This is a genomic window from Otoolea muris (assembly GCF_943193115.1).
In the GTDB taxonomy this organism is placed as follows: Bacteria; Bacillota; Clostridia; order Lachnospirales; family Lachnospiraceae; genus Otoolea; species Otoolea muris.
In genome coordinates this window covers 124,157-141,010 of the sequence record NZ_CALPCY010000004.1, presented here as the reverse complement: position 1 = coordinate 141,010, position 16,854 = coordinate 124,157, and the positions used below count along the sequence as shown (strand labels likewise).

At 53.2% G+C, this 16,854-nt stretch carries 15 protein-coding genes and 1 pseudogene; 11 read left to right on the top strand and 5 right to left on the bottom strand.

Going from position 1 to position 16,854, the window contains the following annotated elements; translation table 11 throughout:
• Positions 1-104 precede the first annotated feature (104 nt).
• Genes hisA through hisIE form a run of 3 tightly spaced genes read left to right on the top strand, consistent with a single transcriptional unit; the run spans position 105 to position 2,265 of the window.
• Positions 105-812, top strand: coding sequence for a 1-(5-phosphoribosyl)-5-[(5-phosphoribosylamino)methylideneamino]imidazole-4-carboxamide isomerase (gene hisA, locus NFS31_RS04665; protein ID WP_160225246.1), 708 nt, complete (start codon positions 105-107; stop codon positions 810-812).
• Positions 813-853: 41 nt separating this feature from the next.
• The gene (hisF, locus tag NFS31_RS04660; RefSeq protein WP_251492112.1) at positions 854-1,609 is read left to right on the top strand and encodes an imidazole glycerol phosphate synthase subunit HisF; all 756 of its coding nucleotides are present in this window, start codon (positions 854-856) and stop codon (positions 1,607-1,609) included.
• Positions 1,606-2,265 (top strand): bifunctional phosphoribosyl-AMP cyclohydrolase/phosphoribosyl-ATP diphosphatase HisIE, encoded by a 660-nt coding sequence (gene hisIE, locus NFS31_RS04655; RefSeq protein WP_331482496.1) that lies wholly within the window; start codon positions 1,606-1,608, stop codon positions 2,263-2,265. The genes hisF and hisIE overlap by 4 nt, the downstream gene beginning before the upstream one ends.
• 282 nt (positions 2,266-2,547) lie before the next feature.
• On the opposite strand, the gene NFS31_RS04650 is transcribed toward hisIE, so the two are convergent.
• Together NFS31_RS04650 and NFS31_RS04645 are read right to left on the bottom strand one after the other, a co-directional pair.
• Positions 2,548-3,678: an aldo/keto reductase gene (locus NFS31_RS04650; RefSeq protein WP_251492110.1), complete on the bottom strand. Its 1,131-nt coding sequence runs from the start codon at positions 3,676-3,678 to the stop codon at positions 2,548-2,550.
• Positions 3,679-3,739: 61 nt separating this feature from the next.
• On the bottom strand, positions 3,740-5,137 hold the full coding sequence (locus NFS31_RS04645) for an alanine/glycine:cation symporter family protein (RefSeq protein WP_251492108.1): 1,398 nt from the start codon (positions 5,135-5,137) through the stop codon (positions 3,740-3,742).
• 128 nt (positions 5,138-5,265) lie between these two features.
• Here NFS31_RS04645 and NFS31_RS04640 point away from each other — a divergent pair, with 128 nt between their 5' ends.
• Positions 5,266-6,240: a LysR family transcriptional regulator gene (locus NFS31_RS04640; protein ID WP_251492106.1), complete on the top strand. Its 975-nt coding sequence runs from the start codon at positions 5,266-5,268 to the stop codon at positions 6,238-6,240.
• Here NFS31_RS04640 and NFS31_RS04635 read toward each other — a convergent pair.
• The 3 genes from NFS31_RS04635 to NFS31_RS04625 are packed head-to-tail and all read right to left on the bottom strand — an operon-like array spanning position 6,201 to position 10,414.
• Positions 6,201-7,298, bottom strand: coding sequence for an alginate O-acetyltransferase AlgX-related protein (locus NFS31_RS04635; RefSeq protein ID WP_251492104.1), 1,098 nt, complete (start codon positions 7,296-7,298; stop codon positions 6,201-6,203). The genes NFS31_RS04640 and NFS31_RS04635 overlap by 40 nt on opposite strands.
• Before the next feature lie 2 nt (positions 7,299-7,300).
• Positions 7,301-9,706 carry a sensor histidine kinase gene (locus NFS31_RS04630; protein WP_251492102.1) on the bottom strand — a complete coding sequence of 802 codons (2,406 nt, stop codon included), beginning with the start codon at positions 9,704-9,706 and terminating at the stop codon, positions 7,301-7,303.
• 12 nt (positions 9,707-9,718) lie between these two features.
• Positions 9,719-10,414 carry a response regulator transcription factor gene (locus tag NFS31_RS04625; protein ID WP_251492100.1) on the bottom strand — a complete coding sequence of 232 codons (696 nt, stop codon included), beginning with the start codon at positions 10,412-10,414 and terminating at the stop codon, positions 9,719-9,721.
• 433 nt (positions 10,415-10,847) lie between these two features.
• Here NFS31_RS04625 and NFS31_RS04620 point away from each other — a divergent pair.
• From NFS31_RS04620 to fabG, 7 genes and pseudogenes are all read left to right on the top strand, one after another.
• Positions 10,848-11,147, top strand: a pseudogene (locus NFS31_RS04620) (DNA-methyltransferase); the annotation flags it as partial.
• 448 nt (positions 11,148-11,595) lie between these two features.
• Positions 11,596-12,297 (top strand): DUF5105 domain-containing protein, encoded by a 702-nt coding sequence (locus NFS31_RS04615; protein ID WP_251492096.1) that lies wholly within the window; start codon positions 11,596-11,598, stop codon positions 12,295-12,297.
• A 429-nt stretch (positions 12,298-12,726) separates the two neighbouring features.
• Positions 12,727-13,689, top strand: a complete 963-nt coding sequence (locus NFS31_RS04610) for a beta-ketoacyl-ACP synthase III (RefSeq protein WP_251492094.1) — start codon at positions 12,727-12,729, stop codon at positions 13,687-13,689.
• A gap of 192 nt (positions 13,690-13,881) precedes the next feature.
• Positions 13,882-14,115 (top strand): acyl carrier protein, encoded by a 234-nt coding sequence (gene acpP / locus NFS31_RS04605; RefSeq protein ID WP_160225256.1) that lies wholly within the window; start codon positions 13,882-13,884, stop codon positions 14,113-14,115.
• Positions 14,115-15,047, top strand: a complete 933-nt coding sequence (gene fabK / locus NFS31_RS04600; RefSeq protein ID WP_251492092.1) for an enoyl-[acyl-carrier-protein] reductase FabK — start codon at positions 14,115-14,117, stop codon at positions 15,045-15,047. Before acpP ends, fabK begins: the two co-directional genes overlap by 1 nt.
• Before the next feature lie 117 nt (positions 15,048-15,164).
• Positions 15,165-16,091 carry an ACP S-malonyltransferase gene (fabD, locus tag NFS31_RS04595; RefSeq protein WP_251492090.1) on the top strand — a complete coding sequence of 309 codons (927 nt, stop codon included), beginning with the start codon at positions 15,165-15,167 and terminating at the stop codon, positions 16,089-16,091.
• Positions 16,085-16,825, top strand: a complete 741-nt coding sequence (fabG, locus tag NFS31_RS04590) for a 3-oxoacyl-[acyl-carrier-protein] reductase (RefSeq protein ID WP_251492088.1) — start codon at positions 16,085-16,087, stop codon at positions 16,823-16,825. Before fabD ends, fabG begins: the two co-directional genes overlap by 7 nt.
• Positions 16,826-16,854 lie beyond the last annotated feature (29 nt).

Here is a 16,854-nt window from a genome sequence, read left to right as displayed (position 1 = left end):
AGACGGCGTCAGGTTCCGCATCGGATGGACATCCGCTTCTTGTCCGGCGTAGACGGGCAAGAAGATGCCCCGTCTGAACTGTTGCGATTTGAGAAGGAGGCAAAATGGAGTTATTTCCGGCGATTGATTTGAGGGATGGGAACGCGGTACGCCTGGTGGAAGGCGATTACGCGAGGATGACGGTATTCAGCTCTGATCCGGCGGCGGTGGCTATGGGCTTTAAGGAGCAGGGGGCGAAAAACCTTCATGTCGTGGATCTGGACGGGGCAAAGGACGCGGCGCTGGCGAATTTTTCCACGATCCGGCGTCTGATTGAAGAAAGCGGCCTTTTTGTGGAGGTCGGCGGCGGTATCCGGACGGAAGATGCGATCGATTCCTATTTATCACTGGGAGCCGGACGGGTGATCCTGGGAACCGCGGCGGTGACAGATTACCCGTTTCTGGAGGAAATGGTAAAAAAGTACGGCGGCAGGATTGCCGTGGGCGTGGACACAAAGGACGGCTGCGTGGCGACGCACGGATGGCTGGAGACGAGCGCGCTAAAGGGCGTGGATTTTTGCCGGCGGCTGAGGGACAGCGGTGTGAAAACCGTGATTTACACGGATATTTCCAGGGACGGAAGGATGCAGGGGACGAACCTTTCGCTGTATGAGGAGCTCTCACAGATTCAGGGCCTTGACATCATTGCATCCGGGGGAATCAGCAGCCTGGAGGAGATCGTGAAGCTGAAGGATGTGGTTCATGGGGCTATCCTTGGCAAGGCGCTCTATGTGGGGGCAATTGATTTGAGAGAGGCCCTTATGAACGCTTAGAATAGGGATAAGCGATGGATTGAGAGCTCTGGGAGGCATTTATGATAACAAAACGAATTATCCCGTGTCTGGACGTAAAGGACGGACGCGTTGTGAAGGGCGTGAATTTTGAGGGGATCCGGGATGTGGCGGATCCGGTGGAGATGGCCCGCTTTTACAATGAGAGCGGCGCGGATGAGCTTGTATTTTATGATATCACGGCCAGCGTTGAGGGTAGGAAGCTGTTTACAGATATACTGACAGAAACGGCGCGGCAGGTATTTATTCCCCTGACCGTCGGCGGCGGGATCGGCGCGGTTGCGGATTTTGACCGTGTGTTAAAGTGCGGCGCGGACAAGGTGAGCGTAAACAGCGGGGCCATCCGCAACCCGGATCTCATCGACGAGGCGGCCAGAAAGTACGGAAACCAGTGCGTGGTGCTCTCCATGGATGTCAAACGCGTGGATGGGAGATTTATGGTGTTTCAGAACGGCGGCCGTGTAAATACCGGGCTGGACGCGCTTTTGTGGGCGGCGGAAGGCGTGCGGCGCGGGGCCGGCGAGCTGGTGGTCAACAGCATTGACACAGACGGCGTGAAGCAGGGCTTTGACCTGGAGATGCTCACAGCCATTGCAGAGCGCGTGGACGTGCCGATCATCGCGTCAGGCGGCGCGGGCTGTAAGGAAGATTTTCTTAAGCTGTTTTCCTGCCCGAAGATCGACGCAGGGCTGGCGGCCAGTATTTTCCACCGGCGCGAGGTTGATATTGCGGATCTGAAGGATTATTTAGGCAAAAACGGAGTGGAGATAAGGAAATGATGGAGATGAATGTGAAGCCGGAGGAGCTTGCGTGGAACGACCAGGGCCTGATTCCGGCGATTGTACAGGATTATTACAGCAAAAAGACCCTGATGATGGCCTGGATGAACCGGGAGAGCCTGGAGATCAGCATCCGGGAGAAGATGACCTGCTTTTACAGCCGCAGCCGCCGGACGCTCTGGAGAAAGGGCGAGACGAGCGGGAACCGGCAGCATATTGTCTCTGTCAGCGCGGACTGCGATCGCGATACGCTGCTGATCGAGGTGATCAAGGACGGCCCGGCCTGCCATACCGGAGCGGAGAGCTGCTTTTTTGAGCCGGTCTTTCAGAATGAGGAGATCGGGCCGTTTTCGTATGAGGGGCTGTATGAGATGCTGAAAGGGCGGAAGACGCAGCCCAAAGAGGGTAGTTATACGACCTACCTGTTTGAAAAGGGGCTCGATAAAATTCTTAAAAAGGTCGGGGAGGAGTGTACAGAGGTTATCATTGCCGCGGCAAAGAAGGATAAAGAGGAGACGGTGTATGAGATCGCGGATCTCTGCTATCATGTGATGGTGCTGATGGCAGAGGCGGGGATATCGGTGGAAGATGTCACGAAGGAGCTGGCGGGGCGGCATGTGGTGGATCATAAGGTAAAGCAGGAGTATATGAAATAGGGGGAGCGCGATTCCTGCCGGCGGCAGCATTCGTTTATGCAAATCAGATGATGCAGTTTCGCAGATCAGACTTTGAGCGTACCTGTCAGTTGCATTCGGATCAACAGTATATATAATCGAAAGAAAGGCACGCCGCGGATTTCCCTGCATTACCCATTATGAAAGGGTTTGCAGGGATTCTCCTGAGTTATGCTTTTCGTTGTATCGGTAGTGTTTGTAACTATATTATCAATGCGCATTGGTTCGGCAGGAATCCGTACAGCGATCTGTTCGGCAAATAATCTACGATATCTTCTTCACAAAATCCGCCATCGCCTCTGAGATCTTGATCTGCTGCGGACAGACTGCCTCGCAGCTCCGGCATCCGATGCATGCTGACGGCTTCTTTTCATCCGGCAGCGCGGACAGGGCCATCGGGGCGAGGAAACCGCCTTCTGTGAAGCAGTGCTCATTGTACAGGGACAAAAGCTCCGGGATATTCAGGCCCTTGGGGCAATGGCTGACGCAGTAATGACAGGAGGTGCAGGGAAGCGTTTTCCTGCCGAGCATCTCGTCTGCGATGTGCAGCAAAGCGCCCATCTCTTTCTCATTCAGCGGACGTTCGTCCTCAAAGGTGCGGATATTTTCCTCCATCTGCTCAAGGCTCGACATGCCGGAGAGTGTCACAGTCACGCCCCCGACGGACTGCAGGAAGCGGAAGGCCCATGCGGGAACCGGCTCGTCCGGTCGAAGACTTTTAAGCGTGTGTTCGTGTTCTTCCGGCAGGGAGGCAAGACGTCCGCCGCGCAGGGGTTCCATCACCCAGATCGGGATATGGTACTCTTTCAAAAGCTCTGTCTTTGCCTTCGCGTCCTGGAAGGACCAGTCTAAGTAGTTGAGCTGGATCTGGCAGAATTCCATCTGCGGGCCGTACGCTTCCAGGAAGCGCTTCATCACATCATAGCTTCCGTGGGCGGAGAAACCGAGATGGCGGATGCGGCCGTTTTTCTTCTGCTCTGTTAAGTAGTCGTAAATGCCGTATTCGGGATTTAAATAGGCGTCAATGTTCATTTCGCACACATTGTGGAACAGATAAAAGTCAAAATAGTCCACCCTGCATTTTTCAAGCTGTCTCTCAAAAATTTCACGGACCTTTCCCATATTCGACAGATCATAGCCCGGGAATTTGGTGGCCAGATAAAAGCGCTCCCTGGGATATTCGCTTAAAAGCCCGCCCATGACGGATTCGGAACGGCCGCTGTGGTAGCCCCATGCGGTGTCGTAATAGTTGACGCCGTGTTCCATGGCATATGCAACCATCTGCTTTGCCGCCTCTTTATCGATGCGGGAGTCGTCCCCATCGATGACGGGAAGGCGCATCGCGCCCATGCCGAGAGCCGATAATTTTGTGTTTTGGAATTCTTTGTAAACCATATAGCCAGCCTCCTGTATGTTTTTATATGGTTCTATTATATCGGTTGAAGTATACTTTAAGTCAATGCTTTTTTACCTGGTTGCCCTCATATTCCTTCAAAGACCGCATGGCCTCCCCGGAGAGGGGAATCAGGGCCAGCATATTAAAGACCGTCATGAACGCGATTCCGATATCGCCCAGATCCCACACAAAGGTATAAGCCTGCAGCCCTCCCACAAAGAGCATGATCAGAGCCAGGATCTTATAAAGCGTCTGGGATGTCCAGTTATCCCCGAACAGATACGCGACATTCGGCCGGGCGTAAAACAGGATGCCGATAAAGGTGGAGAAGCTGAACAGCCACAGGATCACAGCGGTAAAGATCACGCCGAAGCTTCCAAGGTGATAATGCATGGCGGCCTGTAACAGATCCATTCCGGCCTGTCCCGCTGTCAGGTTTTCCGGCGTCAGGAGCATGATCATGGCAGAGCAGCTACAGATTACGATGGTGTCAATAAATACGCCAAACGCCTGCAGAAGCCCTTCCTTGGCGGGATGGCTGATATCCGCGGCGGCAGCGGCGCAGGGGGCGGAGCCGGAGCCCGCCTCGTTCGAGAACAGCCCGCGCTTGGCGCCGTTCATCAGCACCGCTCCAAAACCGCCTGCCACGGCCTGCCTGAGCCCGAAAGCTTCTTCAAAGATCTGCTTAAAAACGGCCGGGAGCCGGCCCGTGTTTTTGATGATAATAAAGATCGTAATGACAAAATACAGTCCGGCCATGACGGGGACGACGATATCCAGGACCCTGACTGTGGCATTTTTGCGCAGCACGATCACAGCCGCTACCAGGACGAGGATCAGGGTCGTCCAGATCGGGGGGATGCGGAACGCGTTTGCAAAGGATGAGGAAACCGAGTTTCCGATGACCTGGCTGATCCCGCACCAGCACAGGAGGCCGGAGAGGGCAAACAGCACGGCAATCACAGAGCGCTTTTTGCTCTCCCGCACGGTCTTTTTTGTGAAGAAGCGGTGGATATACCAGGCCGGCCCGCCGCGGAAGCCGCCGTAAAGGGGATCCGGATCCTTGTAAATCTGGGCCAGGGTCGCCTCGGCGAAGGCAGTGGAGGAACCTAAGAGAGCGGTAACCCACATCCAGAACACCGCGCCCGGCCCTCCGGCGGAGATGGCGGCCACCACGCCGACCAGATTTCCCATCCCCACGCGCGTGGCGGTGGAGATGATCAGGGCCTGGATGCCGGAGATGGCGTCCGTTTTGGAGGACGTCTTTTTCTCAAGCGTGATGCGGATCATGTCCGGAAACAGCCGGAACGGAAGAAATCTTGTCCGCACAGTAAAAAAGATGCCGGACGGAATCAGAATCAGAACAAGCAGGGAAAGCCCAAGCTCACTGCCGCCGGGAAGCGTGATCGTAAACAGATCGCCCCACAGAAGATTGTAAATCCATTGAATCAAAGCCATTGTTCATATCCTCTTTTATATTTGTATTTTCCTGAATTTTAGTATATAGTAGAAAGTAGTATCTGTAAAATTAATTATTACAATACATACAATCGGAAATACAGATAGACTGCCGAAGGAGGGGCGTAATGGATCTGAAAAATTTAATCAGCTTCATTCAGGTTGCAGAGCTGTCAAGCTTTACCAGGGCTGCGCGGGCGCTGGGCTATTCCCAGTCCACGGTTTCCTCGCATATCAGGCAGTTGGAGACGGAGCTCGGCTCCCAACTGTTTGAACGCATTAACCATACCGTTGTGCTGACGCAGAGAGGGCGCGAGATCTTGTATTACGCCCAGCAGATCACGCTTTTGACCAAAGAGATGGAGGACAGTATGCGGGAGGAAAAAAGCGTGCGCGGCCATGTGAGGCTGGCCATGGCAGACTCCCTGTGCGATTCGCTCTTAAGGGATCGGTTCCTGGAATTCCGCAGGCAATACCCGGATATTACCCTGAAAATCACGGCGGCAGGGACAGAGGAGATGTTCAGGCTCTTAAACCACAATGAGGCGGACGCCATTCTGACGCTGGACAACCACATTTATAATGCGGAGTACGTGATTGTGCGGGAGGAAAAAGTAGAGATGCATTTTGTGGCGAATCCGGAATGCCCGCTGTGTGGGAGAAGGGGCCTTACGATCCGGGATCTGGTAAATGAACCCTTTATTCTGACGGAAAAAGGGATGAGCTACCGCCGTCTCATGGATGAGGAGCTGGCGGCCCGTTCGCTGGAGATACGGCCCATACTTGAGATTGGAGGCACGGGCCGGATATGCTCGCTGGTAAAGCAGGGAGCGGGGATTTCCTTTCTGCCGGATTATGTGACGGCGCAGGACGAACGGGAAGGCGGGCTTTGCCGGCTGGACGTGCGGGGATTTGAGATCGATATATGGAAACAGCTTCTGTACCACAGAAATAAATGGATTTCCCCACAGCTTAAGTCTGTGCTGTCTTACTGTGTGGGAAGGGAGTTCCTGCCAGAGGAAGCGCTGGATGCGGCGCCTTCCGGACCGTCTGCCAGCGCGGTTTACTCCCCCATCAGCCGCCCCAGATCCAACAGAATCTGATCCAGATTGCGCTCCACAACCTCATAGACCACGATATCCGGCCTGTTTTCTTCCAGAAGGGAGCAGTCAAATGCCTGTCGGTGGTAGAAATCCGCAAAGCGGAAATATTTGCAAAGCGCCGGAGCCAGCGCGACGCCAAACGAATCCCGGTATATGGCGATCCTGCGCGGATCCGGTGAGTCAGGCGTTGTATAGCGGACAATGTTTCCATCTCCCGCCGGATCAGAAAATTCCGAGGGAAGATCGTCATAGTAGCCGCGAATGGATGCGGACGAGTCGTCCGCAAGGGACACTGGCATGTGAAAAAGGCTGGCCAGATCCCCGTATTTGCCCGGAATATACTCAACCTGAATATCCTGGACAGAGACAGGAGAGCCGCCCGCCATTTCGATCAGCATCTGCGCGGCGACAAAGCCCGCGGCGTCGTTCCAGTGAGTGTCCGTCTTGAAATACCACTGATAGTCCCGGTTTTCCATAAAATAAGCGGACGGATCGGCTATCAGGCCCGGTATGCGGTTGCTGACAGCCTGTATCAGCTCCCCGCGGCGCGTAGGACCGTCTGGGGAGGTAAAGCCGTCGGGGAGAAATTCCCTGTAAATTCCCTCTTTATTAGGCGCAATGAGGACAAGGAAACGCACGCCCCGCTGTTCAAAATACGCCTGTGCGGCCAGGAACTTTTCTGTGATGGCTGAGAGCTCCTCGGGGGAAAACCGGTTGACACCGAGGAAATCCTCGACGGAGCTTCCGGCGGCGTAGAAATACCAGCCATCTTTTCCCTTTATGACCTCCCGTGAATCGGCGTGGTCAAACAAAGCCAGGTTCAGGGATGAATTCAGGCTCAGAAAGCGGTTGCGGAAGGCGGCGTGATCATTGATATAAAGTTCGATGTCCGCAGGGAGGGAATCTATATTTTCCCATGAAACGGAAGGGAACGGCGCCAGCGTCCTGTTTTCACGGTTTTCCAGATCCGCCTCTGTTTTCATCAGCGGAAACAGCAGGTTCGGGGCCAGAAGAACGGCCCCGAACGCGGTAATCATCAGATGCTTCATCTGTATCATAATCAGTCGGCTCCAGTCTGTAAGGCGGATTGAACATGCGCTTCCACGGCAATGGTTCTGTCGTCTGAGCGGTTACGTTTCACGAGAAAGGCCACCCTGGCCTTGAACAGATCCCCGTCGATATAGAGATCAAAGCGCCCGTTCTGCAGCTCTGTTAAATCCTTGGCAATCGCCAGCCCCAGGCCGCTCCCTTCTGTGGTGCGTGAGACGTCCCCGCGCACAAAGCGCTCGGTCAGCTCATCGGCCCGGATATTTAAGGGTGTGGCAGAGACATTTTTAATGGTAAATACAGCCTGCGCCCTTTCCTGCCCGTCCTCCTCTGGCAGAAGCGGCTCCCTGGAAACATCCACATAGATGCGGCTGTTCTCCATGGCGTATTTAAACGCGTTATTGTACAGGTTTTCCAGAATGCGCCACAGCCTGCGTCCGTCCGCCTCAATGATCAGGCTCTCCTGCTCCTGCGCTGTGGTGACGAGCTGTAAATGGCGGCTGGCGAATTTTTCCTCAAATTCGCCGTTGGTCTGATGCACCAGCTCAACCAGGTCAATATCCGAGATCTCCAGCTTGATATTGCCGGAGCTGGCCTTGGAGGCTTCCACCAGATCTTCGGTCAGCGTCTTAAGGCGCTGGGATTTCTGCTCCAGGACCTCCAGGTAGCGGAGAATTTTTTCATCCCGTATATCCTCGCGCCGGATCAGATTCACGTAGTTTAAAATCGAGGTCAGGGGCGTTTTGATATCATGGGACACATTTGTGATCAGATCCGCCTTGAGGCGCTCGCTCTTGACCTTTTCTCTGAGGGCCGTCTCAAGGCCCGCGCTTAAGTTATTGATCCCTTCTGCAAGCGTGAGTTCCTGTCCCTCAAACCCGTCGAGATCGAGCTGGTAGCTGGTCTCCCCGCCGGCCAGGCGCCCGACCGCGCCGCGTATCAGATCCAGATCCGCGGCGCGCTTGTACAGGAGATAGAATACCCATAAATTGAAAAACGCGCAGGCAAGTATGACGACGCCTGAGAGAAGATGCAAAAGCAGCCGGCTGACATACATCCGGTCCCACACAAACCACGTCAGGCTTATGAGCGATGTATTGACCGTCAGATACCCGAGAAAGCTGATGGTCAGGCGTCCGGTAAAGCTCTGGCCTGTCAGGAGGATGGAGAGCTTCTTCGACCAGGCGCAGGCCAGGCTCCCGCTCCACAGCGTGCCGGCCTTATACCGCCGCAAAAGGCTGAAGAAAAGAAGCAGCCCTCCCAGATAGAGCACGGCCGTATACAGCACGCGCGCCGCAAAATCCCATGAATCCTCGGGCAGGATCAGATGGGAAATGCGCACCAGCCCGGTCTTGCAGATCCAGAGGGAAACGACGGTCAGGACAGAGAAAAAGAGGATACCCGTCTCCGTACTTGTGCGGTCAAAGCCGTGCAGCGTAATACTGCGATCCGAGATGCTCTGGCGCCCGGAAATCCGTATCAGGAATAAAAGCGTAATCAGGGCTACAAGCCCCCCGCAGACGAGCAGCACAAAGCCGGCGATATAACGGTTCTGCATCCGTATATAGTCTTCCCTGCCCTCGGAATAGATATCCCGGAAAGGGTACGCGGTATCTACCCCCGCCAGAAGATAAAAGCGGTTGCCCACATACGGATTATTGGCGGACAGAGAGGGAATCGTGCTCAGAGCAATAGAGAAATTCGTGTCATAAAACAGGGAATCCCCGGAAAAATACGCATACGTTCCCAATGCCTTTGCCGTGTCAGGCGTCAAATCCGGATCATTTGTATACACGCTTCGCGCCCCGGACTCCGGATCCTGGTACTCAATCTTGTAGTGCAGATTGCTGTCGCCGATGACCAGGCGGTCATAGGTCGCATAATAGCGGTGAAGGACATCCATGATTTCCAGGGATATCTCCTCCAGCGTGGTCCGGCGCATGCCCGGCGAAATGCCGCTGTAGCTCTTTTCCGGCTCGCTGGCGGACCAGTTTACATAGCCCTCCCCCGGATCCGTGGCCCCCGTGGGCTCAGAGACTCTGGCGCAGAGGAAATCCTCCGTCAGCCGGTACCCCCGGCCCTCCAGGAAAGAGATGAGATCCGTCACGTCAAAATCCTGCGTCTCATTCGGGCCAAAGGTCATCCGCAGCAGGATCTTCGAGGCGTCAAGGGAGTCGTCATTTTCAAACACATCCAGATACTCAATATAGTGAAAAATGTTGCTCAGATCCCGGTTGAACTGCGCAGAGAAGCTTTCTGTCTCCTCATAGGGCACATTCTTAACACCGACAATGCCCGCGCCGTAATTGTCATTTAAGTACATAAAGCCAATACCGCAGAACATGACAGCCAGGAACAGAAGATGCAGGACGCTGGCGGCCAGCTTTTGGGTGCGCACCGGCAGATAAGAGAGCTTCATAACAGGCCCTCCCTACTGCTTTTCAATCTTATAGCCGACGCCCCATACGACTTTCAGATACCGGGGCTCCCGGGGATTGATCTCGATCTTTTCGCGGATATGGCGGATATGGACTGCAACCGTATTGTCCGCCCCGATCGCCTCCTCGTTCCAGATCTCCTCATAAATCTGGTCAATCGAGAAGACCTTGCCGGCGTTTTTGACAAGGAGCAGCAGGATATTATACTCAATCGGAGTCAGCTTAATCAGATCGCCGTCCACGGTCACTTCCTTGTTCTCGTCATTGATCTGAAGGCCGCCGCACTTGAAGACATGGGTATTGGCCTGCGTGTTCATATTACCGAGCTGGGTGTAGCGTCTGAGCTGCGATTTCACCCGGGCGACCAGCTCCAGAGGATTGAACGGCTTGGAGATATAGTCGTCCGCCCCGATATTTAAGCCCAGGATCTTATCCGTGTCCTCGGACTTGGCCGAGAGGATAATGATCGGGATGCTGCTCGTCTCCCGCACCTTTAAGGTGGTGCGGATCCCGTCCAGGCCGGGCATCATGACGTCCAGAATCATCAGGTTTACATCATGGGTCTGGAGAAGCTCCAGGGCCTCAAAGCCGTCGTAGGCTTTCACCACCTCAAAGCCCTCGCCGGTTAAGTAGATATCTATGGCTTCTACAATTTGTTTATCGTCATCGCATACAAGAACAGTCTGCATAGGAAATTCCTCCTGAATTACGTTGGATTTGTTGTCGGATGGGCCGTAAAAGGCTTTTTTTATTATACAACGAAAGAGGGGGAAAAGGATAGTCTTTTTTCCTTAAGATGTGTTGGCTCCGAAATTTTGCGGGAATTGCATTTCTTTGAAGTTTACACTTTGCATTTTTGCGGTATAATTAGGACTATACAGAAGAGGTGCGTAAGATGGCTTTACATGGGACGCACGGCAGTTGATGAACCAGCCAGCAAAATAATATATCCGCAACGGAGAATGTGCATGCAGTACGAAGATATGGTTTTTAAAATCCCAATGGAATCCGATACTTATAAAGAAGGCTCTGATTTTGTTATCAGGCAGAGGCGAGGCGCTGGATTAGCAACCGCACAGGTGAAAAATACAGGTCGGTTAATAACATGCGGGGGCAAATCCCGGAAATGTATGGGAATTTTCCTACGTGCATTATTGTAATAAAAATCGTCAAAAGCATCCAACCCCAAAACCGGAAGCTTTGTATGAACGAATGATTTCAGCGTCTTCAAATAAAGGGGACACGGTTTTAGACCCCTTTCTGGGCAGCGGCGCGCTTTTGCGGGTATGTCAGCAGACAGATAGAAATGGTATTGGGATAGATAACAACCCAGAGTATATAAAAATGGCTGAGGAGCGATTAAGTATGCCATTTACCGGGTTTGACAGTATTGATGAACGTATCGGGTTCCTAATGATTTAAATGATGCACAAATTCGTATTGAGTATATACAAAATCATGTAAAGTGGTTTCCCGCAAATCATCCGGATGCGATTAATGAATTTTATTGAAGACGTCAAACAGAAATATTGTAATAAGTTGATTGAATCCGGTCAATATGCATTTGTAGAGCAATTAAACGAATGGAGGCGTTTTGGAACTGCCGCAGAATAACCTGTACAATTTGTTTGCCTTTTTCTCCGATAGCGCCAGTCAAAAATCAGTTGCATACCCCGCTATGCCCCTGACTTTTGACTGGCAATCCCATAAAGGCTGCAGTAATCAAAATGTCAAGATTTTTTAAGAAATTTGTAATATATTGCGTAAAATCTTTATCGACAATACTGTCCGATTCGTATATAATCTAAGAGGTATAGCCGGACAGCGGGTTTCGGCTAAAAGATTGTTTTAAGGAGGAGAAAGAGAAACGATGAAAAGGATGAAGAAACTTGCAGCCCTTCTGCTCGCTGTTATGATGGTCTGCAGCATGGCCCTGATGGGATGCGGCGCAAAGCTGGATCCGGCTGATCAGGTGATTGGCGCAATGTACGAACTGGCGCTGAGGGATAATGCTACCCCGTTAAAAGATCTGCTGGGCTTTGAGAGCGAGGACGACGTAAGAGCTTCCATCATGGAGGACGGCGGTGAGAACGGCCTTCTTGAGAGCGTAAAGGCACAGTTCGCAGCATATGACGTGGAAGTGACCGATGAGGAGCTTCAGGGCATGATCGACTCTGTTCAGTCGATGCTTGCAAAGCTTACCTATACCGCAGAGATCACGGAGGAGAGCAAGGATAAGACCACCGTTGTCCTCAAGGTAAACGGATTCTCCATGCAGGAGATTCAGGACGTTATGGTATCCACACAGGAGTCCGAGATGGCAAAGCTCACCGAGGAGCAGCAGATGGCGATCGCCGGCGGCGACACAGACGCCCTTCGCGAGTTTGTTGTAAACTTCATGACCGAATATATGAAAAACGTAGCGGCTCTTGAGCCGGCTGCTGAGACGACAGACATCACCGTTGAGTGCGAAAAGCTGAAACTGGACGTAAGCGGCAAAGAAAAGGTAGCCTGGCTCCCGTCCGACGTAAACAAGTTCGCACAGGATGTAGAGAACGCCGTATTCAGATAAACCTTCAGAAGTTTATCCTGGCAGGTTCATAACTGCGGGTTACGCAGATACATACTGATTAACAAAGAAAAATACCGTATTGATTCTTTAACACAAAGGATCGATACGGTTTTTTTATGCACAGGGACGCATGGATATGGAAGCTGTCTCCGGCGGCCCCTCACGATCTTAATATTATGATACCAGGGTCAAAAGGTCTAAAATCCGATGCAGGCTCGCTTGGATGAGGATTTTTGAACATGGGATTCGCCAAAAACATGAAAAAGGAGCCCGATCAGGGCGGATTTTGAATGTTTAGAAGGCTATCTTATTAACACCTTTTTTACAACTTGATCTTGACAAATACAGGAAGATTCGATATGCTGTGAATGATTTGAAACTCAAAACATTTGAAATATCGAAAAGCCATTAAAAGAAGCGGGAAAAACTATGACAGCGAGAATCATTGGAACCGGCTCATATGCGCCGGAGCGTATTGTAACAAACAAAGATTTGATGAAGTTCCTTGATACGGATGACGAGTGGATCCGGGAGAGGACCGGAATCTGTGAGCGCCGTGTCTCCGCAGGGGAAGGAACCTCTGATCTGGCGATCCATGCGGCCGAGAGGGCGATTGCGGACGCAGGCATTGACCCAAAGGAGATTGAGATTCTGATTGTGGGAACGTGCACGCCGGATAACGGTTTTCCGAGCGCGGCGACGGATGTACAGAGAGCTGTCGGGGCGGTCAATGCAGTGGCCTTTGACGTGACGGCTGCCTGTTCCGGCTTTATCTACGGGCTCCATATCGTACAGAGCTTTATCCGGTGCGGGACCTATAAAACCGCTCTCGTGATCGGGGCGGAAACCATCAGTAAGGTATTGGACTGGACGGACCGCGGAACCTGCATCTTGTTTGGAGACGGGGCTGGCGCGGCTGTGCTGCGGGCGGATGAGACGGGCGTGATCCGCACCCTGGCCGGGAGCGACGGGCGCAAGGGCCATGTTCTGGGGTGCCAGGCGAGAACCATGGATAATTTCCTGACCGGACGTAAGCCGGAGCCGGGCTTTATGACCATGGACGGCCAGGAAGTATTTAAATTTGCCGTTAAAAAGGTGCCGGAGATTGTAAGCCAGATTCTGGAGGAAAGCGGGATTGGCCGTGAGCAGGTGGATCACTATGTGCTCCATCAGGCAAATATACGGATTCTGGAGTCCGCGTCAAGACGTCTGAAGGTTCCGATGGAAAAGATTCCGGTCAACATTGACCGCTATGGAAATACGTCCGCAGCGTCGGTTCCGATTCTCTTAGATGAGATGAACCGGGAGGGAAGACTTAAGCGGGGCGATACGCTCGTTATGGCAGGCTTTGGCGCCGGGCTCACATGGGGGGCCGCGCTGCTGAAGTGGTGAGTTTCCTGTGGTCTTTGCTTATAGAAAGCATATTGCGCAGGCCGGTGTGCGGACAGTGACGCGGCAGACAGGATTTTTACAATGTATACAAGCATTTTGTTGCTGTGACAGGCAAGCTGTGGTATAGTACATGGCAGGAGGCGGGACAACGCTTCACATATAAAATTTAAAAGATAAAAGGAGAATGAAACTATGTTAGAGAAAATGAAAGAAATGATCGCAGAGCAGTTAAGCGTAGAGGCAGACAGCGTGACGGAGGCTTCTTCCTTCAAGGACGATTTAGGCGCTGATTCCCTGGATTTATTTGAGCTCGTGATGGCGCTGGAGGACGAGTACGGCGTGGAGATCCCGGCGGAGGATTTGCAGAATCTTCTGACAGTCGGCGATGTAATGAATTATCTGAAAGAAAAAGGTGTTGAGGCATAATGAAAACACGGGTAACGGAATTACTGGGGATTGAGTATCCGATCATCCAGGGCGGCATGGCCTGGGTGGCGGAGCACAATCTGGCCGCCGCCGTTTCAGAGGCAGGGGGACTGGGCCTGATCGGCGGGGCGAACGCCCCCGGCGAAGCGGTCCGGGAGGAGATAAGGAAGGCCAGGGAGATGACAAAGAAGCCGTTTGGCGTCAATGTTATGCTCATGAGCCCCTATGCGGACGACGTGGCAAAGGTTGTGGTAGAGGAAGGCATTAAGGTCGTTACGACCGGAGCCGGAATCCCCGGAAAATACATGGGCATGTGGAAGGAGGCCGGTATCAGGGTGATTCCGGTGGTGGCTTCCGTAGCGCAGGCCAGGATGATGGAAAAGGGCGGAGCCGACGCGGTAGTGGCCGAGGGAATGGAATCAGGCGGCCATATCGGCGAGGCCACGACGATGACGCTGGTTCCGCAGGTAGCAGACGCGGTATCTATCCCTGTGATTGCCGCGGGCGGGATCGCGGACGGCAGAGGGATTGCCGCCGCCTTTATGCTGGGAGCGGAGGCGGTTCAGATGGGAACCCGGTTTGTGGTGTCAAAAGAGTCCATTGTCCATCAGAATTACAAGGATCGTTTAATAAAAGCCAAGGATATCGATTCGGCCGTGACCGGGACCAGCCACGGACATCCGATCCGCTGTCTCAGAAATAAGATGACCAGAGAGTACATCCGTCTGGAAAAGGAAGGGAAGTCCTTTGAGGAGCTGGAGTATCTGACGCTGGGCGCTTTGAGAAAAGCGGTCATGGACGGCGATGTGGAGTCGGGAACCGTGATGGCAGGCCAGATTGCAGGTATGGTCAAAAAGGAGCAGACCTGTAAGGAAATGATAGAAGAGATGATGGCCCAGGCAGAGGCGCTTTTGAAAAAACCTTTAGCCTGAGGGGCGGTTAAGCCGGCAGCCCGGGCAAAGGGCTGCCTGTGCGAAGGTAACTAGCAGAGAGCCGCGGCAGCCGGTGACAGACACGCTGCCAGGCAGTTTAATACGTGAGGTAACGCTATGAGCAAAATTGCATTTATTTTTCCGGGCCAGGGAGCGCAGGCCGCTGGAATGGGACAGGATTTTTACGAGCAGACAGAGACTGGAAAGGCGATCTTTGACAAGGCATCGGAGATTCTGGGCTTTTCTATGCCGGAGCTGTGCTTTGAGAAAAACGACAGACTGGATATTACGGAATACACACAGCCGGCCATGGTTACAGCCAGCATTGCGATGATGAAGGTCTTCATAGAGCGTACGGGCGTAAGGCCCGATGCGGCGGCCGGTTTAAGCCTGGGAGAATATCCTGCAATGGTGGCTGCAGGCGTTATGTCGCCGGAGGACGCGATCCGGACCGTGAGGCAGAGGGGGATCCTGATGCAGGAAGCGGTTCCGGCGGGCCTTGGCTCCATGGCCGCTGTCCTGGCCATGGATGCATCTGAGATTGAGAAAGTGATCGCGCCGATTGAGGGCGTGCAGATTGCAAATTATAACTGTCCCGGACAGGTGGTTATTTCCGGGAAAAAGGAGGCCGTGGCAGAGGCGGCCGACCGCTTAAAGGAGGCGGGAGCGAAACGCGTGCTTCCGCTGAAGGTAAGCGGGCCGTTCCATTCCGCCATGCTCGCAGAGGCCGGGGAAAAGCTCTATGAGGTTCTGGAGGATGTAACGCTTTCTGAGCCGGCCGTTCCCTATGTGGCCAATGTGACAGCGGACTATGTGACAAAAAAAGAGGATGTGAAGCCTCTTCTGAAAAGCCAGGTTTCATCCTCGGTGCGCTGGGAGCAGAGCATCCGCAGGATGCTGGCAGACGGGATTGACACATTTATCGAGATCGGGCCGGGTAAGACCCTGACCGGTTTTATGAAAAAAATTGACAAGAACGCGAAAGCGATGAATATAGAAAAGCTGGAGGACATCGAAAAGGTAAAGGAGGCGCTGGGATGTTAAAGGGAAAGATTGCCCTGGTGACCGGGGCCAGCCGCGGGATTGGCCGCCAGATCGCGATCTCCATGGCCAGGGAGGGCGCGCTGGTGATCGTAAATTATAACGGATCCGCCGCCAGGGCAGAAGAGACTGTTAAAGAAATAACAGAGTCCGGCGGGCAGGCAGAGGCTGTGCAGTGCAATGTATCTGACTACGCGGCTGTGGAAGAGATGATGAAATATGTGATTGGGAAATATAAGCGTCTTGATGTCCTGGTCAATAATGCGGGCATCACGAAGGATAACCTGCTGATGAAGATGGGCGAAGAGGATTTCGACGCGGTGATTGGCATTAACTTAAAGGGCGCATTTAACTGCACAAAGCACGTATCGCGCCAGATGCTTAAGCAGAAGGGCGGACGGATCATCAATATTTCCTCTGTATCAGGCGTTATGGGGAATGCGGGACAGGCGAATTACTGCGCGTCCAAGGCAGGTGTGATCGGCCTCACGAAATCCGTGGCTAGGGAGCTGGGAAGCAGAGGCATCACGGTGAACGCCATTGCGCCGGGCTTTATTGACACAGAGATGACGGAGGTACTGTCAGAGGACGTGAAAAAGGCCATGGGAGAACAGATCCCTCTCAAACGCTTTGGCAGGACAGAGGATGTGGCGGAGGCCGCCGTATTTTTGGCGTCGGACCGCGCGGCTTACATAACCGGACAGGTTATAAACGTAGACGGCGGTATGGCGATGTAGGACAGGCCGGGTAACAGTTTAAGTTTCCT